Genomic DNA, 22108 nt, shown 5'->3' on the forward strand with positions numbered 1-22108 from the left:
TTACGCTCCAATAGATTGAGCTAGCCAAACAGTATGCCCAGTACAGTCAACATCTTCAGCAAGCATGTGAATCAGTTGGAAACCATGCTGATGTAACAAGGAACGATATTCTTCGGGCGCTAAACTGGCATGATAGAGCGGCTTCCCAAACATTTCTCCAATAGACTCACCATTGGCAGGCCCACTGCTAAACATCAGTACTGTACCTGTTTGAGAGCACTGTTCAAATCGGGTAAACATGTCACGCTGATCTGATCGGGTTAAATGAAAGAAACTGTCCCAAGCTAAAATTCCCTGAAATCGCTGTGCAGGACTAAAACTTCGCATATCGGCCTGAATCCACTGCTGCTCAGGAAAATGAATCTGTGCCATCTCCAACATCACCTCAGCACTATCCACGCCCGTAATCTGACAGCCTTGTTGAATAAGATACTCGGCAATTGGCTGACCTGAACCACAGCCCAAATCTAAAACATGGGCAGGTTGAGCAAGTAAAGCAAGAAAACGATCTAACCACTGTTTTTCATATAAATAGGTACCGCGCAACTTCGTCCATTGATGACCATACTGACGGTATATCTCGATAATATTTTCTGCGAGGTTTTCTTGGGTCATCATCTTCCCTCTTAATCACAAATATCTTGTTAGATCGCATAATCTAAACTTGGCTCAAAATCTCAGCAAAACTGCCCACAGACCTGTCATTTTGTCATATAATTTAGCCCGCTAGCTAACAGCCCGCTCAAGAGACTTTTGATATGACAACCATTATCAAACAAGATGACTTGATCACTTCGGTCAAGGATGCCTTACAGTTTATTTCATACTATCATCCACAAGATTTTATTCAGGCAATGAGCCGTGCGTATGATCGTGAAGAAAACCAAGCAGCCAAGGATGCAATCGCACAAATTCTAATTAACTCGCGTATGTGTGCAGAAGGTCATCGCCCAATCTGCCAAGATACCGGGATTGTCAACGTGTTTGTTGATGTGGGCTTAGACGTTAAATTTGATTTAACCTTGAGTCTTGATGATGCAATCAACGAAGGTGTACGCCAAGGTTACTTAGAAAATACCAACGTACTTCGTGCATCTGTTTTAGCAGATCCTGCATTTGGCCGTAAGAACACCAAAGACAATACGCCTGCCGTGATTCATTATAAGCTCGTACCTGGCAACAAAGTTGATATTACCGTTGCAGCAAAAGGCGGCGGTTCAGAAAATAAATCTAAACTTGCAATGTTAAACCCGTCTGACTCGATTGTGGACTGGGTACTTAAAACTGTTCCAACAATGGGTGCAGGCTGGTGTCCACCAGGGATGCTCGGTATCGGGATCGGTGGTACTGCTGAAAAAGCCATGATGCTTGCAAAAGAAGCACTCATGGAAGAAATCAACATGGACGAACTGCTTCGTCGTGGTCCTCAAAGCAAAATGGAAGAGCTTCGTATCGAAATCTTCGAAAAAGTAAATGCTTTGGGGATTGGTGCACAAGGTCTTGGCGGTTTAACCACTGTTCTTGATATTAAAATCAAAGATTACCCTTGTCACGCTGCAGGCAAACCAGTGGGTATGATTCCAAACTGTGCAGCAACTCGCCATGCACATTTCCAACTTGATGGTTCAGGTCCTGCACATATTCAAGCACCTAAACTTGAAGATTACCCTCAAGTGGCTTGGGATGCATCGAAGTCTAAGCGTGTAAACCTTGACACCATCACTCAAGAAGAAATGAACGCTTGGAAACCAGGTGATACGCTTCTTCTAAACGGTACAATCTACACAGGTCGTGACGCTGCCCATAAACGTATGGTTGACATGCTGAATAACGGTGAAGAACTTCCTGTAGACCTTAAAGGTAAGTTCATTTACTACGTTGGGCCTGTTGATCCAGTAGGTGATGAAGTGGTTGGTCCTGCGGGTCCTACAACTGCAACGCGTATGGACAAGTTCACTCGCCAAGTCTTAGAAGCGACTGGCATGTTTGGTATGATTGGTAAAGCAGACCGTGGTCCTGCTGCAGTTGAAGCAATCAAAGACAACAAAGCAACGTATTTAATGGCTGTTGGTGGCGCTGCATACCTCGTATCTAAAGCAGTTCGTCAAGCAGAAGTGGTTGCTTTTGCTGACTTAGGTATGGAAGCCATCTACAAATTTGTCGTTGAAGATATGCCTGTTTCTGTTGCTGTCGATGTGAATGGTACGTCAATCCATGCGATTGCACCAAAAATCTGGCAAGAAAAAATCGGTAAAATTCCAGTTGTAGATGCAACAGCGGGTTAACCGAAATACATCAAAAAACACGCCTCAGGGCGTGTTTTTTTATTTAAATTATTACGCTACAACGAATGCGATAAGGTCGTTCCTCATGCAACTCAAGAGTATTAGTCAGATCATCACTTTACTTGGAGGCTTGTTTTTATTTGACCTGAGTCATGCACAACCTGCATCTCAAGGCTCCATCGATCAACTCTTTGATATTTTAAAGATTAAACAAAACACTCAAGCAATCGTTCAGCCCCAACAGCTACAAATGCTTGGTTTAAACCAAGAACAATTTTGGCAAGATGTAGAACCTGAACTCAAACAACTCTATCAAAAAAATCTATCTGAACAAGAAGTTCAAGCACTTAACCGTTTTTACCAAACCCCTGAGGGTCAATCACTTGCAGCACAAATGCCTTCTTTAAGCCAAGAAACATATGACCATATTATACATAGCATGCTCAATAACAGCATGATAGACCTTAGCCGACTCCAGACTCTAGGACTTATTGATCATACCTGATTCCTTTTTGTGTAATGCATCATCAAATTTGATTATGCATTACCGCATTTAATAAAGAAAATATAGTTTAAGATTTTATATAATTTATTTATCATATGGTTACTTAAATACCTATATTCAAAAACATAATGTTAAAAAAAATTGCCCTTTCGCCTCTCATTATCGCCTGTTTTTGTAGCTATACGATCAGCAAAAATACATTTGCAACCCCTGCCCAATCTTCTTCTGTAAATGAAATGATGAACCTTATCAATGCAGAACAATTATTCAAGGCAACCATAAATTCATCTCAACCTCGTTTTCAGCAACTTTCTGAGAAAATGATTAAAGACTATACTGGACATCAAACCTTTACAGAACAAGACCAAATAGCAGTAAAAAAACTCTCCAATCTTCTTACCAACACTGTGGAAAACTCTATACAACAAGCTAAACCCATTGAAATTATTAAAAATATTTACATGGAGCAGTTCTCTGAAGAAGAAATTCAAGCCTATATTCGTTTTCTGAAATCTCCTGAAGGACAATCGATTAACCAAAAGATGCCTATCATTTTACAAACAACAATACAAGAAATGGATCAGATGGGAACAAAAATTTTCAAAGATCCGAAGCTAAAACAGCAAATAACTCAGCAAATTGTTGATATCCTCAAACCCTTACCCAGACAATCAATACAAAATAAATAAACATAAAAAAACGCGCACATAGCGCGTTTTTTTATATGTGAGTTTTAAGCAGATTTTGAATCAATGATTTTCAAATCTGTTTTCTCTACAGCCACTTGCTGACTTTTATGAATTCGCTCAGCTTTTACTTCAGGCTCAGCTTGATCATTAATCACAGCATCATTAATGATGACTGTACCAACATCTGTACGACTTGGTAAATCATACATGGTATCGAGCAAAACATTTTCCAGAATTGAACGCAAACCACGTGCACCAGTATTACGCTCTAGCGCTTTTTTGGCAACAGCGTGTAATGCAGACTCTTCAAAAACTAAATCAACATTTTCCATATCAAACAAATGTTGATACTGACGTGTTAATGCATTTTTAGGTTCAGTCAAGATCTGAATTAAAGCATGTTCATCAAGTTCATCGAGCGTTGCAATTACAGGTAAACGACCGATAAATTCAGGAATCAGACCAAATTTCACTAGGTCTGTCGCTTCAACCTGACGGAATAACTCAGAGACTTTTTTATTGTCATCTTTATTCTTCACTTCAGCATTGAAACCAATTCCACCTTTTTCCTGACGCTGCTGAACGATTTTTTCGAGTCCAGAGAATGCACCACCACAAATAAACAAGATATTCGATGTATCAATCTGAATAAATTCTTGTTGTGGGTGTTTACGTCCGCCTTGTGGTGGAATTGAAGCGACTGTACCTTCAATCATTTTCAGCAAGGCTTGTTGTACACCTTCGCCTGAAACATCACGCGTAATAGATGGATTTTCAGATTTACGCGTAATTTTGTCGATTTCGTCGATATAGATAATGCCTTTTTGTGCTTTCTCTACATCATACTCTGCTTTCTGTAAAAGCTTCTGTACGATGTTTTCAACATCTTCACCCACATAACCTGCTTCGGTCAGTGTAGTGGCATCTGCCATTGCAAATGGGACATCTAGCAAACGAGCTAAAGTTTGCGCAAGCAAAGTCTTACCTGAACCTGTCGGCCCAACCAGCAAGATATTACTTTTGGCAATCTCGATGTCATCATGCTTATGACCAGTTTGCGATACTTTAAGACGTTTATAATGATTATAAACGGCAACCGATAAGGTTTTTTTCGCAATATCCTGACCAATCACATACTGATCTAGCGCCGCACGAATTTCATGTGGCTTTGGCAAAGGACGACTTGCCCAGTCACCTGAGTCGACTTGTTGACTGGTTTGTACCAAGTCAAGACATACGTCCACACACTCGTTACAAATGTATGCGTCCTCACCTGCAATCAGTTTCCCGACTTCAGACTGCGTTTTACCGCAAAATGAACAATGTTTTTGTCCTTGAGGATGGTTGGACATATTTTCTCCAATAAATAATCTTTTACATTATGGGCGTTTAGTTAATACAGCATCAACTAAGCCATACTCTTTGGCAGCTTGTGCAGTCATGAAATTATCACGATCCGTATCACGTGCAACAGTTTCATAATCTTGACCGCTATGTTCTGCCATTAAGCGATTTAAGCGCTCTTTAATAAACAGAATTTCACGTGCGTGAATTTCAATGTCCGATGCCTGACCACGGAAACCACCAAGTGGTTGGTGAATCATGACACGCGCATTTTCCAAGCAATAGCGTTTGCCTTTTGCGCCTGCATTGAGCAAGAATGCACCCATAGATGCTGCCTGCCCCATACAGATCGTCGATACATCTGGTTTAATAAACTGCATGGTATCGTAAATCGCCATACCAGCCGTTACTGAACCGCCTGGTGAATTAATATAAAGGTGTATATCTTTATCTGGGTTTTCTGCTTCTAAAAACAACATCTGAGCAACAATTAAATTTGCCATGTTGTCTTCAACTTCACCCGTCAGAAAAATGACACGCTCACGCAATAAGCGTGAAAAGATATCAAATGAACGTTCACCACGAGAAGACTGTTCAACGACAACTGGAACTAAAGCATTTTCTATATTTGGAACATACATACGTTTATTTATTCCTAAATTTTTATGACTTAAACCATAACAACAATATGCGGGATAAACGTTAAAATTGCAAAACTATTCCTTATCTAAATAACAGATAACTAATGGTATTAACAATTTTTCTACAGCATAAAAAAAGGCGCAGTAAGCGCGCCTTTTTTTATGTACAAGGATTAACCTTGCTGACGAGCTTGTTGTTCTTTCAACAACTCTTCATAGCTTACAGCTGTATCAGTCACTTTAGCAGAAGCCAAAATAAAATCTACAACTTGATCTTCAAGCACAACCGCTTCGATTTGCTGACGTTGTTTTGCATCGTTTTTGAAGTATTCAACAACTTCTGTTGGATCTTCGTAAGAAGAAGCCATATCTTCGATATAAGCATCAACACGTGATTGATCTACTTCAAGTTTTGCATCTGCCAATACTTTGCTCACCAACACGCCAAGTTTTACAGATTTTTCAGCTTGTTCTTTGAACAATTCATCTGGAAGCAAGTTTGAATCAAATGCTTTCGCACCTTCTGCACCAAACTGTTGAGTGAACTGTTGGATCATTTGTTGACGTTGACGGTCAATTTCTTGAGCAACCATTGCATTTGGAACTTCGATTTCGTTTGCAGCAACCAATGCATCAAATGCAGCCGCTTTAACTTGGTTACGAAGACCATTTTTCACTTCACGTTCCATGTTTTTGCGAACGTCAGCTTTCAATTTTTCAATGCCTTCTTCTTCAGTCAAACCGAAGATTTTCAAGAATTCAGCATCAACTTCTGGAAGTTTTGGCTTTTCAACTTGTTTTACAGTGATTTTGAACTGAGCTTGTTTACCAGCAAGGTTTTCAGCTTGGTAATCTTCAGGGAAAGTAACGTCAATCACTTTCTCTTCACCCGCTTTCATGCCAACGATGCCATCTTCAAAGCCAGGGATCATACGACCAGAACCTAAAACAAGTTTAAAGTCTTCTGATGAACCGCCTTCAAATTTTTCACCATCAATTGAACCTTCAAAATCGAAAGTCACTTGCATGTCTTTTTTCGCCATACCCTTGGTTACAGCCCAAGTTTGACGTTGTTTTTGCAAGTTTTCGATCATGACATCAACGTCTTTATCGTTGATTTCAGTTGTTTTACGTTCAACTTCTAGCGCATCAAACGCATTGACTTCAACTTCTGGGTAAACTTCAACAGTCGCTTCAAAAACTAAAGCATCATCTTTGTTTTCAACTTTCTCAATGTTAGGCATGCCTACAGCATTGATTTTTTCTTGTTGAATTGCTTCAAATACTGTATCGCGAATGATGTCATTTACAACTTCTTGATAAATGCCTGCACCATATTCACGGCGTACGACATTTACAGGTACTTTACCTGGACGGAAGCCGTTGATTTTCGCAGTTTTGGCAGTGCGTTTTAAGCGAGCTTCGAATTGCTCGTTAACACGGCTCGTCGGTACAGATACATTTAAACGACGGGCAACGCCCGAAACCGCTTCAGTCGTTACTTGCATGGCTTCCTCAATATTTAGTTAGTAGTAACAATTTTTCAAAGTCAAACATTATATGCCATCACGGCAGGATATACAAAACTTTGCGGAAATATTCTACTGAACAGATCAGATCATGCCAATTTTTAAATTTAATTAGGATTTTTTTATTCAGCTTATCGGATGCCAATCATTGTATTTTTTGTAGTGGATGAAGAGATATACCTATGAGCCTCACTCGTAAATCTATAAAAACACTTAAAATTATAAAATCAATTAAAATAATAGATTATTAATAAAATCAATAACTTACTTCATGATGTAATTTTATGTATCTGTTTTTTCATATTCTACACTATTTTTTTATAGCAAAATCCAATTAAAAAAGACTATTCTTACAAACAATAATCATTATTATTTTGCATATTCTTTACAAATAGCTACATTTATCAACATGTCATTCATTCGCACCCGCAAAAAATTGGTCTCCTCTGCGATTGTGTCATCACTTTCGCTTGTTGCAACAACTGCCGCTATCGCAGCTGATGATGCGACTGAATTACCAACCATTTATAGCCATGCTTCTGCAAGCAATAGTTTAAAAGTTGATAAATCAGCCAACAAAAAATATGTTGCGCCTTTACTGGATACGCCAAAATCAGTTGCCGTAGTATCACAAAAGCTATTGCAAGAAACGAATACCAATTCACTTACGCAAGCACTGCAAAATGTCCCAGGCATTACCTTAGGTGCAGGTGAAGGTGGTACACCTTTTACCGATATGCCCTATATTCGTGGGTATAGCAGTCAAAGCTCTATTTTTGTTGATGGCATTCGTAATTCAACTTCACAAAACCGAGATATGTTTGCTGTTGAACAAGTTGAAGTCACCAAAGGCTCAAGTTCAACGATTGCTGGTGGTGGTGGTGTTGGTGGTAGCATTAATTTAATTACCAAAGTTGCCCATCAGGGTGATAAATATCAAGGCTCAATCCAAGGTGGTACAGACAACTACCGTCATATTATGCTTGATGCCAATAAAGACTTTGGCAATGGTGTTGCAGGTCGTGTCGTGGTCATGGGACACCAAAATGATAAACCAGGTTCAATTGACGGTGCTGAATACAACCGTGTCGGGATTGCACCAAGTCTGGCATGGGGTTTAGGCACAGCAACTCGCGGGACTTTAAGTTACTATTACCTACAAAGTTATGATGAACCTGATGCAGGTATTCCATTTGCAACAACAGGTGGTAAACCAATCTATGTGAAGCAAGGCACATACTATGGTTGGAAAAACCGTGATTTTGACAAGCGTGAAAACCACATCGGCACCTTAAAACTTGAGCATGATTTCAATGATAATTTGACCCTTTCAAATACAGCATCATACACCAAATCAAAATCTGATTATGTCTATACCAATGCAGATGACTCAAAGGGTAATGTTGCTGCATACGGTACAATTTCTCGTCGTGCTTTAACTCGTATTGTAGATACCGATGCAATCAGTGATCAATTGGCTTTAACTGGGAAGTTTAATACAGGTCGCTTAAAACACTCATTTAATGTCGGCACTGAGTGGAGCTATCAGGCTTCAGAGCAAGGCGTGCATACCTTTACCAATAGTCAGGGTACAACATCAACCGTCCATAGCACCAACTGTAACCCTGCAACCACAACCAATATTGGTGGCTGGTGTACCTCTGTAGCCAATCCAACCAATGGTTTATATACAGATACACTGGGTACAATTAAAAACCAGTACACGACTCGTAGTACCACAGCTTCTGTGTATGCCTTAGATAGCATTGAATTTACACCACAATGGTTACTTAACCTTGGTGTACGTTGGGACAAATTTGATACTCAGCGTAAATATTATAAAAACGTGACCAGTGGCACCACAACAACACCTGCGGGTACAGTCATTGAAAGTAATTCGGACTTCTTCTCGTACCAAGCAGGCTTAGTCTTTAAACCTACAGAAAATGGCAGTATCTATGCAAGCTTTGCAACTTCTGCAAACCCAGTGGGAATGGATCAAGGCGATGGTGCAGACTCTATTTCTGCAACATACAAAGATTTAGAACCAGAAAAAGCTCGTACTTTTGAAATTGGAACCAAATGGGATTTGTTTAACAACCGTGCTAACTTGACGGCTGCCGTATTCCGTACTGAAAAGCAAAACACTCGTGTCTTAACCGATGCCAACACCTATTCAAATGTAGGTAGCAGTCGTGTTGATGGTTTTGAAATTGGTTTAAATGGAAAAATTACAGATAAATTAGAAGTTTCTACTGGCTATAGTTATTTAGACAGTGAATTGACTAAATCTGCATATAATGCGACTGCAACAGTAGGTCGCCCACTGCCATTTGTTGCGAAAAACAGTGCAACACTTTGGACAACCTATAAGGTACTACCAAAGTTGACGATTGGTGCTGGTGCGCAATATAAAGACCAAGTATATGCCAACATTACAAGTAACAAATACTTGCCTGCATATACCATTTATAATGCAATGGCAAAATACGATGTCAATCGTAATGTTAACATCCAGTTAAATGTCAACAACATCAGCAATAAACGTTACTTTACCTCAGCTCAAGCATCACACTTTGCCATTGAAGGTGATGGTCGTAATGCAGTTCTTGCGATTAACTTTAAATACTAATTTAGACATGTAAGTTCAGACCATTTCTTGTGTACACTGGAAATGGTCTTTTTTTATTTTTGAACAACGTATCGAGTTATTATGATTCATCATATTCCAAACGTCCTATCAAAAGAAGAAGTCGCAGAATTTCGTCGCCTGATGGAAGCTGCCAACTGGGTGGGTGGTAAAGTGACTGCGGGTACGCTATCCGCATCCGTTAAACAAAATCAGCAACTTTCAGAACAAGATCCACTGACACATGCTTTAAGTGAACGCGTCATTCAAGCGATTTGGAAAAACCCGATTTTCCAGTCAGCAGCTCTTCCACACCAGATTATTCCGCCTCTGTTTAACCGTTATGATGAAAGTGAAACCTTTGGCTTTCATGTCGATAATTCAATTCGCTTGATTCGTGGCACCAGTCAGCAAATTCGCACGGATTTGTCTTGCACACTGTTTTTGAGTGAACCTGAAGAATATGACGGTGGCGATCTGGTGATCGAAGACACCTATGGTTATCACGAAGTTAAGTTACCCGCAGGCGATGTCGTGCTTTATCCGTCAACCAGTTTGCACGAAGTCAGCACCATTAGCCGAGGCACACGCTTTGCTTCATTTTTTTGGGTGCAAAGTCTGATTCGCGAAGACAGCAAACGTCATTTATTGTTTAACTTGGATGAAAGTATTCGTAATCTGCGTGCTGCACATGGCGACGCTTACCCAGAGGTGATGAAGCTGACAAATACCTATCACAACCTGATTCGCATGTGGGCAGAACTATAAAACCATTCTACTAATTTCCCGAAAATATCTTCGGATCACTTTGGGAAATTAGTTTTTATTTGCATTTTAAGACCAATAAATAGAAAAAATTTCCAAACCTTGTGCAAAAAATGCAAAAAACGAAAAATATTTTTTATTGTGCAGGATTATAATAATCTTATTGAGTAATGTACCCGAGGTATTATGCCAATGTTATTTGCGATAGCATCTGCCCTGTGGTTTGAACTGCGCGTTGCGCGCACATAAATTTTATTTGCTCATTCAGTGCAAAAACTGAAACACAGTTGAATTCACTTCGTTTAGACACAAAATAATATAGTAGATTGCCCAATTACCCCTCGGCACTGCTGCTATGCAAGGAGCTATCCCCATGATGTTGGCTGACCCAAGCAAAAAATACCGTCGTATGTACCAACGCGTCGATTTACCCGATCGCCAATGGCCAAATAAGGAAATTACCCAAGCGCCTATTTGGATGAGTACCGACCTTCGTGACGGTAACCAAGCGATTTTTGAGCCAATGGATATGGAGCAGAAATTTAAAATGTTCCAGATGTTGGTGAAAATTGGCTTCAAACATATTGAAATCGGCTTCCCGTCTGCATCGCAAATTGACTTCGACTTCACCCGTAAATTGATTGAAGAAGGTCATATTCCTGAAGATGTCTATATTGAAGTTTTAGTTCAAGCACGTGACCATTTGATTCAGCGTACTTTTGAAGCACTTGAAGGTGCAAAACGTGCAATCGTACATATTTACAATTCAAACTCGCCAACATTCCGCAGCAAAGTTTTAAATGTGGATATTGCTGGTGCAAAACAACTTGCCATCAATGCTGCTGAAAAAGTCAAAGAATATGCAGCAAAACAACCAGAAACTCAGTGGATCTTCCAGTACAGTCCAGAATGCTTCTCTGCAACAGAATTGGAAGTTGCAAAAGATGTCTGTGACGCTGTGACTAAAATTTGGGAAGCAAGCCCAGAAAATAAAGTGATTTTAAACTTACCTGCAACCGTTGAAGTGTCTACACCAAATGTCTATGCAGACCAAATTGAATGGATGCATCGCAACATTGCGCGTCGTGATGGCGTATTAATTTCAGTTCACTGTCACAATGACCGTGGCTGCGGTATTGCGGCATCTGAACTTGCGATTATGGCAGGTGCTGACCGTGTTGAAGGTTGTGTATTTGGTAATGGTGAACGTACAGGGAATGTCGATGTCGCTGCAATGGCATTGAACATGTACACCCAAGGCGTTGCACCAAACTTAGATTTCTCCAACATCAATGAAATTATTGCAACTGTTGAAGAATGTACAGGTTTGCCAATTCACCCGCGCCATCCGTACGCAGGCGACTTAGTGTTCACTGCATTCTCTGGTTCACACCAAGATGCAATTAAGAAAGGCTTTGAATACCAGAAAAATGCTGAAATTTGGGATATGCCTTACTTACCAATCGATCCAAAAGACTTGGGTCGTGACTATGATGCCGTAATTCGTGTCAACAGCCAGTCGGGTAAAGGTGGGATCGCATACTTACTTGAATCTAACTACAACGTGGTTTTACCGCGCCGCTTGCAAATTGAATTTAGCCAAGTTGTACAACAACATACCGATGCCACGGCTAAAGAAATTTCAGCAACTGAAATCTGGACATTGTTCAAAGATACTTATGTTGCAATTAAAGACAAAAACTATAGTGCGAAAAACTATAAATTGTCTGATGAAAATGGCAACCAAATCGTTGAACTTGAAATCGAAATTGATGGTGAAACCCAACACTTGCGCGGTGAAGGCAACGGTCCAATTTCTGCCATTTTGAATGCCCTTCAGTTACCAATTGATGTTTTAAACTATGAAGAGCGCAGTATCGGTTCTGGTGCCAATGCCAAAGCGTTAGCCTTAGTTGAACTTCAAGTCAAAGGCACAGGCAAGAGCGCGTTTGGTGCAGGTATGCATGACAATATCGTCACCTCTTCAATTGAAGCGATTATTGCATGTACCAATCGCTTAATTGAACAAGACTTGTTAAGCACAACAGATATCATTTCTGAAGCCGTTTAACCTTAAAAAGATATTTTAAAAGGATACCCAAGTTGGTATCCTTTTCTTTTTAGAATTCCAAAATATAAGGCGATTTCTACTCGTGTCTTTTTCAGCTGACTCCGTGGGTTTGGTCGTCCCGCAAAAGTACCAATTCGAACAACCACTTGAACTGGAATGTGGTCGAGTTTTACCGCGTTTTGACCTCATGGTTGAAACTTATGGCACATTAAATGCCGAAAAATCCAATGCAATTTTGATTTGTCATGCGCTTTCTGGGCATCATCATGCAGCTGGCTATCATCATGAAGACGATAAAAAAGCAGGTTGGTGGGATGCCTGTATTGGTCCAAATAAAGCCATCGACACCAACAAATTTTTTGTGGTTGCATTAAACAATATTGGCGGCTGTAGTGGTTCAACAGGTCCTATATCGCCTAACCCAGAAAATGATAATTTGCCTTATGGTCCAGATTTTCCTCTCGTCACTGTTCGAGATTGGGTCAAAACTCAAGCCATGCTTTCAGATCGTTTAGAGATCAATACATGGTATGCCATTATTGGTGGTTCTTTGGGGGGAATGCAGGCTTTACAATGGTCTGTTGATTATCCTGATCGCCTCAAAAACTGCGTGATTATTGCCAGTGCACCCAAGCTTTCGGCACAAAATATTGCCTTCAACGAAGTTGCCCGTCAGTCAATTTTATCCGATCCAGATTTTCATCATGGTCGCTATTTAGAACATGATAGTTATCCAAAACGCGGTTTGATTTTGGCACGCATGGTGGGTCATATCACCTATCTGTCCGAAGAAGCCATGAAACAAAAATTTGGGCGCGATCTCAAATCAGGTAAATTCATGTATGGTTTCGATGTGGAGTTTCAGGTTGAAAGTTACCTACGCTACCAAGGTGAACAATTTAGCCGTAACTTCGATGCCAACACGTATTTGATTATGACCAAAGCCTTGGATTATTTCGATCCTTCTCGTGAATATGAGTTATCACTCACCAAAGCCATGGCAAATACCCAATGCCGTTTCTTGGTCGTCTCATTTACCACAGACTGGCGTTTTAGTCCTGAACGCTCACAAGAAATTGTCAATGCGTTGATTAGTAACCATAAACCTGTCAGTTATCTTGATATTGAAGCTGAGCAAGGTCACGATTCTTTCTTATTCCCAATTCCACTCTATGTCAAAACTCTCCGAGCATTCTTGGGCGGTGAAGACCATCTGGCAACGACACCCAAGGAGATTGTGTAATGCGTTTAGATCAACAACTCTCAGAAAAGTGGATTAAACCAGGTTCTAGTGTTTTAGATTTAGGTTGTGGCGATGGTGAACTTCTTGCCCACATGAGTAAAAAACATCAAATTCGTGCCTATGGACTGGAAATTGATCAAGAAAAGATTGCAATTGCGATCAGTCGAGGGTTAAATATTATCCAACAAGACCTCAACTTGGGGTTACATCGCTTTGCAGACCAGTCATTTGACTCTGTGGTCATGGCACAGGCGTTGCAAGCCGTTGATGCACCTGATGTTTTACTGAGAGACATGGTGCGTGTGGGGAAACAGGCGATTATTACCTTTCCAAACTTTGCACATTGGAAAACCCGTTCTTTTCTTGCATTGAAAGGAATGATGCCCGTTTCAGAAACATTACCCTATATGTGGTATAACACACCCAATATTCATTTATGTACTTTTCGTGATTTTGAAGCATTGTGTGCGGAAAATCAGATCCGAATTATTAATCGACTCGCCGTAAATGGGAATCAACAAGACAGTTTACTCAGTAAACATATTCCGAATTTATTTGGCGAGGTCGCTATTTATCGAGTAAGCGCCCTATGAAAAAAGTATTCTTTAGCACCATTCTGTTTGGTATTTTAAGTACTCAGGTTCATGCTGATTACCTGCCATCTCAGCAATCGACCTCCGCACAGGCTGCGCGTTACTCGACTATGGGCTTCAATGATTTATTGAGTGAAGCCAAAGCAGGTCAACCTGCTGCACAATTTTATGTTGCGACACGTTACCAAGCAGGTCGTGAAGTGTCTAAAGACCCGAATCAGGCATTTTTTTGGTATAAAAAAGCAGCCGATCAAGGTATTTCCGCAGCTCAGCTTAATGTTGGACGAATGTTGGTTGAAGGCATTGGTACTGGCAAAAATGAAAAATTAGGGCGTCAATACTTGGAAAAAGCAGCGAGTCACGGCGATAACCGTGCCAGCTTTAACCTTGCGTTAATTGAAGAGCACAATAAAAATTATATGAATGCATACCAGTGGTATGAGCTTTCAACACGTGATGGCATGTTGGACAACAAAGTGATTGATATGTCTCAAACCAAAAAAACGGCTTTGGCAGCTAACTTAACGCCTGAACAAATTCGTCAAGCCGTTGACCGTGCTGATAAATGGATTCAAGCGCAGTAATTTTTGCTCAAGCTCACAAGGGAAATCACATATTTCCCTTGTGAGAGCATTGAAAGTTTTCCCTCTATCTTCTCTCTTCAAACATCACACATTCTTTTTGTTTTTCATCACTAAACTCGGCATAATTCTGCCCATGTTTTTCTAATTTTGATGATAATTATGTCTACTCCTTCATGGCTGAATGCAGGTCAACTGGTTCTTGCCAGTAACAATAAAGGCAAAGTTGCCGAATTCGAAACCCTATTTCAACAGCTGAATTTACCGATCGAAATTATTCCTCAAGGTCGTTTAAACATTGAAGATGCTGTCGAAGATGGTTTAAGTTTTGTGGAAAATGCGATCATTAAAGCACGTCATGCTTCTAAAATTTCGGGTAAACCCGCTTTAGCTGATGACTCAGGTATCTGTGTTCCAGTTCTTGGTGGCGCACCAGGGATTTACTCTGCTCGTTATGCGGGTGAGCATGGTAATGATGCTGCCAACAATCAAAAATTACTCGAAGACTTACAAGCATTTCGTAAAGATAACCAAGCGATTGAAGGCATGTTTGTTTGCGTATTGGCTTTGGTTGAACATGCAGAAGACCCATTACCTAAAATTTTTCAAGGCATCTGGACAGGTGAAATTCTAGAAGCGGCTCGCGGTGAAAACGGCTTTGGTTATGACCCGCTATTTTGGCTGCCTGAACTGGGCAAAAGTAGTGCTGAACTCAGCAAAGCGGAGAAAAATCAGATCAGTCACCGTGGTCAAGCCATGCAACTGTTCCGTCAAAGCCTGACTCACGCTTAAGCAACGACTTCTCAAGGGTTAAATTATTTAGCCCTTGAGTACATGCCACACCAATCCAAAAATTAAAATGACCACAATACTGACGATCGTCCCTGCCGCAATATAACGCGCTGAATAACCTGTCCCCTGATAATGGGTTTCCAATGCCACAATATTCGCCGCAGGTGGCAAGCAAAATAAAAACAACATCAAACCGATATAATCTTTAAACGTATCGATTGGAATACAGAAATAGCTCACACTACAAATAATTGCTCCAAAGAGTAACTTGGGTAACATGACACGCACACTATGCCAAAGATCGGCTTTTTCAACTTTGGTGTGGCGTAGCCACATGCCCAGTACGCACATACCTGTAAACACCATACCCACTTTGGCAAACTGATACAGATGTAGTACCCAGCTCGGTTCCTGAAAGTTTTGCACCTGTAATAAACGCAGAATTGCCGAAATAATCAGGGCAATCACAGGTGGTGAAAGCAAGACTTTCTTGGCTAAACTCAAAGTATCTTGGGGAGCTGAACTCACCGCTGAAACAGCCCAAATATTGCCAAATAACGATCCACCAATATACAGTGCGATCATTGCGGAACTGATCTGATGCCCAAAAATTGCCAAAGCGAATGGGAAACCGAGCCATGCCAAATTGACATAACTGGCACAGAGTGCAATTAGCCGATCTTTAAAGAAATAAACAAAGCCAAGATAGACCAAAAAGGCTGAAGTGAAGCTAAATAACATCAGGCTTAAGCTACCTGACTGGTAGTAAACCATGTTGTAAATGATGACAAAGGGAATAAAAAACCGCGCCAAGATGCGTGAACAAAAGACTTTGAGTGTTTCAGCAGATTTCCATATTGCAGTGAGCCAGCCAAATATAAATGCCAATGTTGGTAAAACTAAACTCACCCTGATCTCCTTATACTGTATGTTTTATAGCTTAATCACGATAAAACAGCCTTATGAAATTACTTGAAATTTCAAATAAAATCAAATCACAGCCCGTGAATCTATCCATTTAGATGGGTGATGAATGATCAGCATGTTTTAAACGCTGTGCTGCAAAAATCAACAGCAAAATACCACTCAATACCATGACCGTTGCCAACAGCATACGTAAACTAAATGCTTCATTTAAAAATACGACGCCTGCCAGTAAAGCCAGACATGGCACACTGAGCTGCACAGTACTTGCAGTGAGAGAATCAATTTTTTTCAGGACTTTATACCACAGCACATACGCCAAGGCAGAGGTTAATGTTCCTGAAATCACAGCAAAAACCACACCTAACCCATGCAGTTTGACTTGATCAAAATGCCCCACACTAAGCAGTAGGCAGATCGGAATTGCCCACAAGAAATTTTGATAGGTTATCAGCACAGGTGATGCACTAGACATTCCTAAAATGCTATATGCTGCCCAGCTCAAACCTGCAATCACCATCATCAGCACATAAAAAACAGGTGGTGCATGACTGGTTGGCAAGAATAATATTAAAATCCCAGAAAATGCTAGAAGCAGCCCGAATGCTTTTGCCCATGTCATTTTCTCTCCAATATATAGCGCATACAGTGCCATGCTGATTTGTACTGTGCCAAACAGCAACAGAGCGCCCAAGCCTGCATCTAGCCGTACATATGCCACAGAAAACGCCAAAATATACCCTGTTAAATACACGCCCCCTTTCCAATGTAGACGGTTGGGCTTGAGTTGCTGTGTTGATCTAAGTAACAAAGCCAACATCAAAGCACCACTGAGCATCCTAATCAGGCTAAAGCTGTATGGGTCAATCATTTGCTGGGTGAGTGCCAAACGACAAAAGATTGAATTTGCCGCAAATGCACTCATGGTCAATGCAATCCTGCTCCACATGATCTGCAATATCCTTATTGACATCGTTTTAAGTATATATAGAATAAATCTACCTACCAATAGGTAGGTAGATTTATTTACAATAAAAAGGTGATGCAATCATGCAACAAGAATGGACCAATAAACTCAATACCCTCATCCATGGCGCAGGTAACTTTGCAAAAATTAATCCGCCTGTTTCTCAAGCTTTTCATCAACTTGAAGCAGCAACACGACAAAAACGCCTGCTTGATGATAAAACCCATGAACTGATTTCACTGGCAGTTGCAGTAACGACACGTTGTGATGGCTGTATTTCCGCCCATGTTGCCGCAGCAAAACAGGCGGGTGCAAGCAAAGAAGAAATTGCCGAAGCTTTGGGTACAGCGATTGCCCTGAATGCAGGTGCCGCATTTGTCTATTCAACCCGTGTGCTAGATGCCTTTGAAGAAATGTCAAATTAGGAAATGATGGAGCAAATCTAGCGATTTGCTCTTTTATTGCAGAAATAAGCATATGCAGCCTGAATTTATTGCATACACTATAGCAGTGTGTTTCTCTGCATGTAGATGTATATGTCCCAAGATACCAAACAGAAAATTATTGAAATCTCAATTCCACTTTTACGCTCAAAAGGCTATGCCAATTTTAGTTATTCCGATTTGGAAAAAGTGATTCAAATTCGTAAAGCCAGTATTCATTATCATTTTCCGAGCAAGGAAGATTTGGGACGGGAAATCATTGAACAATCCATTCAGCAGACACAAGCACATCTACAACAGATCGAAGACTTACATGACGATGTGATTGCACGACTGAAAACCTTTGCTGAAGTTTTTATTCAATCCCAACAAGAACAACTATTACCCCTATGTGGAGCGTTGGCAGCACAAATGAGCGTGCTGCCTGAAACCTTGCAAGCCTTAACACGACAGTATTTTCAGTTACAACTGCGCTGGTTGGAAAAAATACTTCTAACAGGGATGCAACAGCAGCACATTGCATCAGGCAATGCAGCACACCAAGCCCGACTGTTTTTCAGCTTTCTTGAAGGCATTAGTCTGGTGACTTGGGCAACCTCTGATCTTGAATATGCTGCCCATATTAAACAGGGAGTGGATGATTTATGTCGTTCTTTCCAAGCTTAAACATTTAGTCTGTATAGCTAAACTCAATGGTTTGAACCGCTCCCTGTTGCTGACCATGTTGGGTTTTCTCTAGCCATTGTGCATACTGCTGAAAACCACGTAAAAAATTGGAACAGCGCGTCCCATAGTTTGGACTGACAATAAAGGTTGATGATAGAAGTTGTTCTAATTCTAGAGAAATGCCTGTCTGTGGCAACTGCTCAGGCAAACGCTGACGCTGGTCTTCTAAAATATCCCAAGCCACCTGTTGCAGCTCAGACTCAGTAACATCGGGCAATGCCAATAATGGTAAAAGTTCCTGCACAAACCGCTGACGCAAATGCTGAGTTTTTGCCCAGTGTTCCGACATCAAACCATTTGATACCACATACACCCCATTCGCCAAAACTTGCGGCGCTTCACCGCGATTGCTCATATAGACAGCTTGCTGTCGATCTCCCACAATCAGGTTAAAGCCTGCATAATCTTGCTGATGCTGTTCGAGTTGCTGCGCGAAACGAACTGGCGGCAATTCTGAAGCCAGATAATCCGCCACAATGTCACCACGCGAAGTTGGATAGGTTCGCTGATCTGAAGCATCGCGATAGTTGGTAATCACCGCCCAACGCCCCACCTCAGTCATTCCCATCCATGTTCCCCCCGAATGCAAGTCCTGCCCTGCAATAATCGGGCTATTTTCCCAATGCTTTAAAGCTTGGGTTGGACGTGCGTAGAACTCGTCCCGATTGGACAATAAACACAGAGGCAAGCCTTCAATCACCTGCCAAGCCAGCACCACAATACACATCACAATTCCTTTGTATCTTTAAACATTGAATGTACAACAATTTTAAGGTTTATCGGCTAGAATCTTGCCAAACATACAGAAATGAAAGGAATAGTCATGCTGACCTATCCCAACATCAATCCAATTGCGATTGAGCTTGGTCCGCTCAAAGTACACTGGTATGGGTTAATGTACCTCTTGGCATTTTTATGTGCATGGGGACTTGCCAACTATCGTGCTAAACAACGCACCGACTGGACAGCCGAAATGGTCTCCGATTTGGTCTTTTATGGAGCTTTAGGCGTTGTACTCGGTGGTCGGGTTGGCTATGTGCTTTTCTATGAATTCGATAAATTTCTTGCCAATCCACTCTGGTTGTTTCAAGTCTGGACAGGTGGCATGAGTTTTCATGGCGGCTTTATCGGCGTCATGGTTGCCATGCTGTTATGGTGCAAGAAATATCAAAAGACATGGTTTCAGACCATGGACTTTGTCGCACCTTGCGTACCCACAGGCTTAATGTTTGGGCGTATTGGGAACTTTATTGGTGGAGAATTGTATGGTCGTCCTGTGACCGATCCTAACTATCCATTTGGGATGATCTTCCCAACCGATCCGTTGCATTTAGTTCGCCACCCATCACAAATTTACCAAGCGCTATGTGAAGGTTTATTGCTGTTTATCATTCTATGGTGGTTTAGCAGCAAACCTCGCCCACGCATGGCAGTTTCAGCTTTATTTTTAATTGGTTATGGTTTATCACGTTTCTTTATGGAATTTTTCCGCGAACCCGATGCAGATCAGGGCTTTATCCTGTTTGGTTGGGTCACGAAAGGTCAAATGCTATCTTTCCCAATGATTGTTGCAGGTTTACTGTTAATGGCATTTGCCTACCAGCGTAAAATTTATGACTGGACACTGCATAAATAAAAGCAAAAATACAGCAGAGAATGAGGGGCGAAAGCCCCTTTTTTTATGCTAAAGTGCCACACTGCTTCCATCATGTTATTGAGATAAGATGCTCGAATTTTGGTTTGAATCGAATACAACACTTGCCAAGAAAATCCTGATTTTGCTGATCACGGTTGCCATCGCTGCGGGGCTGTATCTCTATAAACCACTTCCTGCTTCGGTCATCCTGATGTTTACAGGCACAGGTTTGGTGTTTTTAATTTGCCGTTATGCACGTTTACAAATTGCCAAAAATGATCCAAGCCGCTTTTTATTCCGCGTATTTACATGGATACCCCTCGCCCTGATCTTGGCTTTATTGTTTATGAAAACCATGAATGACTTACTGATTTTAGGGGTTCAGGGACTCGCCTTTATGGCGCTGAGTGTTTTTATTTTTTCTCCACTGGCACATTTGTCAAAACCCACTTCTTCTGAATCTTAATTATGTTGCAATTTTGGTACTCTGAACGTTGTAATCGCAACGTAAAACTCACCATCACCATCGCTATTTGTGTCATTACCATGCTACTGTCAAAGGTATCAGCTCTCCCCTCTCTTTGGGTGGGAATCTGTGTCGTGATTGGCGTGTTTATGCATCTCATTTATCAATATGGCGCACGCTATCCTTATACAAAAATTCTAGTTTGGATTTTGCCTGTGGGTGGGCTGATTGCCCTCGGCTTACAGCCCAACAATGCGCTATGGGCGTGGTTGGGGCAAGGGCTCGGTTTTATTATTTTGGGTCTTTTTGTGATGTCTATTTATCAAAACCGAGCCAAACGCTAACAGGGGTTATGCACAATCCCAGTTATAAAGTACTTTAGAAAAATCACGATTTTTCAGATCATCGGGGTGTATAAAAAAGTTGCCCACACCGCAATCACCCCACATGATGTCTACCCCATTGTCGGTATCCGAATCAATCTGTAGCAACAGCACATAATCCTGAATGGTCGGATTAAACTCGCGCGGATCAGATTGGGTAAAGAATGGATAACCGCCAATTCGATGCCCATTGGCAGGGCACAAATCTGCATACGGCTCATAGCATTCTTCATAAAAATCCTCACCCTCGAATTGTTCCTCGAAGTCAAAGACCTGATCGACTGCTAAAACTTGTCGTCCGAAATGCGTATCTTCAATACTGATATACTGCTCGGTTGGGGTAAATGTCAGCGCGTATTGTCCTGTGAGTGGAGAATAAACCTCATCAGCATTTGACGAAGATGGAAACACTTGATGCAATTGCGCCAAATCTTGTGTCACCTGCTCAAAATACTGTACTCGAAAGTCTTGCTGTAAACGTGGCTCATCAAAATCTGCACCGTACAAATCATCTGTACCAATAAAAAACTGCAAGATTCCTGTACTTGGAAAATCGGGATGGGCAGGCATTTCAGAAAAATTAAGCTGAGCCAGCAACTTCAGTGGTTGACCTTCACGATCAACAGGATAAGTGGCTGTTAAAGGTAAGTAAGGTTCTCCACCGACTTTACTTTGCCACAAATTTAAATCTTCAGATGGGCTCAATTGCATTTCGATGCTCGGTTTTGCCGAAGCCAAAATCTGATTTTTATAGGCCTGCAACGCTGCGGGCAACTGCTGTAGATCAATGGTCATTTTTGCTAATTAAATATTATTGGGCTTTGATGGCGATTAGTATAAACTTCTCAGACTGACAAATCTTGGCGTAAACGCCATAGTGCGACAACTAACGTCGT

General features: G+C 41.1%; 23 protein-coding genes. 15 read left to right on the top strand and 8 right to left on the bottom strand.

Annotated features, from left to right (window positions below; genetic code table 11):
- Complete coding sequence (locus LVY74_RS06335; RefSeq protein WP_237814485.1) at nt 1–615, bottom strand: class I SAM-dependent DNA methyltransferase; 615 nt, start codon at nt 613–615, stop codon at nt 1–3.
- 143 nt (nt 616–758) lie between these two features.
- Between LVY74_RS06335 and LVY74_RS06340 the strand changes: the two genes are divergently transcribed.
- The 3 genes from LVY74_RS06340 (at nt 759) to LVY74_RS06350 (ending at nt 3479) form a co-directional block, all read left to right on the top strand.
- Nucleotides 759–2285: a fumarate hydratase gene (locus LVY74_RS06340; protein ID WP_237814344.1), complete on the top strand. Its 1527-nt coding sequence runs from the start codon at nt 759–761 to the stop codon at nt 2283–2285.
- An 85-nt stretch (nt 2286–2370) separates the two neighbouring features.
- Nucleotides 2371–2790, top strand: a complete 420-nt coding sequence (locus LVY74_RS06345) for a DUF2059 domain-containing protein (protein ID WP_237814347.1) — start codon at nt 2371–2373, stop codon at nt 2788–2790.
- Between the two features lie 128 nt (nt 2791–2918).
- The gene (locus LVY74_RS06350) at nt 2919–3479 is read left to right on the top strand and encodes a DUF2059 domain-containing protein (protein ID WP_237814349.1); all 561 of its coding nucleotides are present in this window, start codon (nt 2919–2921) and stop codon (nt 3477–3479) included.
- Nucleotides 3480–3523: 44 nt separating this feature from the next.
- Here the strand turns inward: LVY74_RS06350 and clpX are convergent, their stop codons facing one another.
- The 3 genes from clpX to tig form a co-directional block, all read right to left on the bottom strand.
- Nucleotides 3524–4831 carry an ATP-dependent protease ATP-binding subunit ClpX gene (clpX, locus tag LVY74_RS06355; protein WP_237814351.1) on the bottom strand — a complete coding sequence of 436 codons (1308 nt, stop codon included), beginning with the start codon at nt 4829–4831 and terminating at the stop codon, nt 3524–3526.
- Nucleotides 4832–4858: 27 nt separating this feature from the next.
- Entirely contained in the window at nt 4859–5464 is a 606-nt protein-coding gene (clpP, locus tag LVY74_RS06360) for an ATP-dependent Clp endopeptidase proteolytic subunit ClpP (RefSeq protein ID WP_004753838.1), read from the bottom strand.
- 173 nt (nt 5465–5637) lie between these two features.
- Nucleotides 5638–6972, bottom strand: coding sequence for a trigger factor (gene tig / locus LVY74_RS06365; RefSeq protein ID WP_237814353.1), 1335 nt, complete (start codon nt 6970–6972; stop codon nt 5638–5640).
- A 430-nt stretch (nt 6973–7402) separates the two neighbouring features.
- Here tig and LVY74_RS06370 point away from each other — a divergent pair, with 430 nt between their 5' ends.
- The 7 genes from LVY74_RS06370 to rdgB all read left to right on the top strand — a co-directional run bounded on the left by LVY74_RS06370 (nt 7403) and on the right by rdgB (nt 15667).
- A complete protein-coding gene (locus LVY74_RS06370; protein WP_237814355.1) occupies nt 7403–9625 on the top strand; it encodes a TonB-dependent receptor in 2223 nt (740 codons plus the stop codon).
- 81 nt (nt 9626–9706) lie between these two features.
- A complete protein-coding gene (locus tag LVY74_RS06375) occupies nt 9707–10390 on the top strand; it encodes a Fe2+-dependent dioxygenase (protein WP_237814357.1) in 684 nt (227 codons plus the stop codon).
- A 370-nt stretch (nt 10391–10760) separates the two neighbouring features.
- Nucleotides 10761–12458, top strand: a complete 1698-nt coding sequence (gene leuA / locus LVY74_RS06380) for a 2-isopropylmalate synthase (protein WP_237814359.1) — start codon at nt 10761–10763, stop codon at nt 12456–12458.
- Between the two features lie 82 nt (nt 12459–12540).
- Nucleotides 12541–13701, top strand: coding sequence for a homoserine O-succinyltransferase MetX (gene metX, locus LVY74_RS06385; protein ID WP_237814360.1), 1161 nt, complete (start codon nt 12541–12543; stop codon nt 13699–13701).
- Complete coding sequence (metW, locus tag LVY74_RS06390; protein ID WP_151710286.1) at nt 13701–14294, top strand: methionine biosynthesis protein MetW; 594 nt, start codon at nt 13701–13703, stop codon at nt 14292–14294. Before metX ends, metW begins: the two co-directional genes overlap by 1 nt.
- Nucleotides 14291–14878, top strand: a complete 588-nt coding sequence (locus LVY74_RS06395) for a tetratricopeptide repeat protein (protein WP_151710287.1) — start codon at nt 14291–14293, stop codon at nt 14876–14878. Before metW ends, LVY74_RS06395 begins: the two co-directional genes overlap by 4 nt.
- Nucleotides 14879–15037: 159 nt before the next feature.
- Nucleotides 15038–15667, top strand: a complete 630-nt coding sequence (gene rdgB / locus LVY74_RS06400) for an RdgB/HAM1 family non-canonical purine NTP pyrophosphatase (protein ID WP_237814362.1) — start codon at nt 15038–15040, stop codon at nt 15665–15667.
- Nucleotides 15668–15694: 27 nt separating this feature from the next.
- On the opposite strand, the gene LVY74_RS06405 is transcribed toward rdgB, so the two are convergent.
- Complete coding sequence (locus LVY74_RS06405; protein WP_237814364.1) at nt 15695–16576, bottom strand: permease; 882 nt, start codon at nt 16574–16576, stop codon at nt 15695–15697.
- Nucleotides 16577–16685: 109 nt separating this feature from the next.
- The gene (locus tag LVY74_RS06410; protein ID WP_237814366.1) at nt 16686–17540 is read right to left on the bottom strand and encodes a DMT family transporter; all 855 of its coding nucleotides are present in this window, start codon (nt 17538–17540) and stop codon (nt 16686–16688) included.
- Nucleotides 17541–17641: 101 nt separating this feature from the next.
- Between LVY74_RS06410 and LVY74_RS06415 the strand changes: the two genes are divergently transcribed.
- Together LVY74_RS06415 and LVY74_RS06420 are read left to right on the top strand one after the other, a co-directional pair.
- Complete coding sequence (locus LVY74_RS06415) at nt 17642–17983, top strand: carboxymuconolactone decarboxylase family protein (RefSeq protein ID WP_237814368.1); 342 nt, start codon at nt 17642–17644, stop codon at nt 17981–17983.
- A gap of 111 nt (nt 17984–18094) precedes the next feature.
- Nucleotides 18095–18667, top strand: coding sequence for a TetR/AcrR family transcriptional regulator (locus tag LVY74_RS06420; protein ID WP_237814370.1), 573 nt, complete (start codon nt 18095–18097; stop codon nt 18665–18667).
- Between the two features lie 4 nt (nt 18668–18671).
- Here LVY74_RS06420 and LVY74_RS06425 read toward each other — a convergent pair whose 3' ends face one another.
- Complete coding sequence (locus tag LVY74_RS06425; RefSeq protein WP_237814372.1) at nt 18672–19454, bottom strand: NRDE family protein; 783 nt, start codon at nt 19452–19454, stop codon at nt 18672–18674.
- Nucleotides 19455–19550: 96 nt separating this feature from the next.
- Between LVY74_RS06425 and lgt the strand changes: the two genes are divergently transcribed.
- The 3 genes from lgt to LVY74_RS06440 all read left to right on the top strand — a co-directional run bounded on the left by lgt (nt 19551) and on the right by LVY74_RS06440 (nt 21173).
- Complete coding sequence (gene lgt, locus LVY74_RS06430; RefSeq protein WP_237814373.1) at nt 19551–20363, top strand: prolipoprotein diacylglyceryl transferase; 813 nt, start codon at nt 19551–19553, stop codon at nt 20361–20363.
- Nucleotides 20364–20451: 88 nt separating this feature from the next.
- Entirely contained in the window at nt 20452–20829 is a 378-nt protein-coding gene (locus LVY74_RS06435; protein WP_151777285.1) for a hypothetical protein, read from the top strand.
- Nucleotides 20830–20831: 2 nt separating this feature from the next.
- The gene (locus LVY74_RS06440) at nt 20832–21173 is read left to right on the top strand and encodes a hypothetical protein (protein WP_237814375.1); all 342 of its coding nucleotides are present in this window, start codon (nt 20832–20834) and stop codon (nt 21171–21173) included.
- 6 nt (nt 21174–21179) lie between these two features.
- Here the strand turns inward: LVY74_RS06440 and LVY74_RS06445 are convergent, their stop codons facing one another.
- Nucleotides 21180–22007: a YwqG family protein gene (locus tag LVY74_RS06445; protein WP_237814376.1), complete on the bottom strand. Its 828-nt coding sequence runs from the start codon at nt 22005–22007 to the stop codon at nt 21180–21182.
- Nucleotides 22008–22108 lie beyond the last annotated feature (101 nt).

The sequence above is a fragment of the Acinetobacter sp. ME22 genome (genome assembly GCF_022012315.1).
In the GTDB taxonomy this organism is placed as follows: Bacteria; Pseudomonadota; Gammaproteobacteria; order Pseudomonadales; family Moraxellaceae; genus Acinetobacter; species Acinetobacter brisouii_A.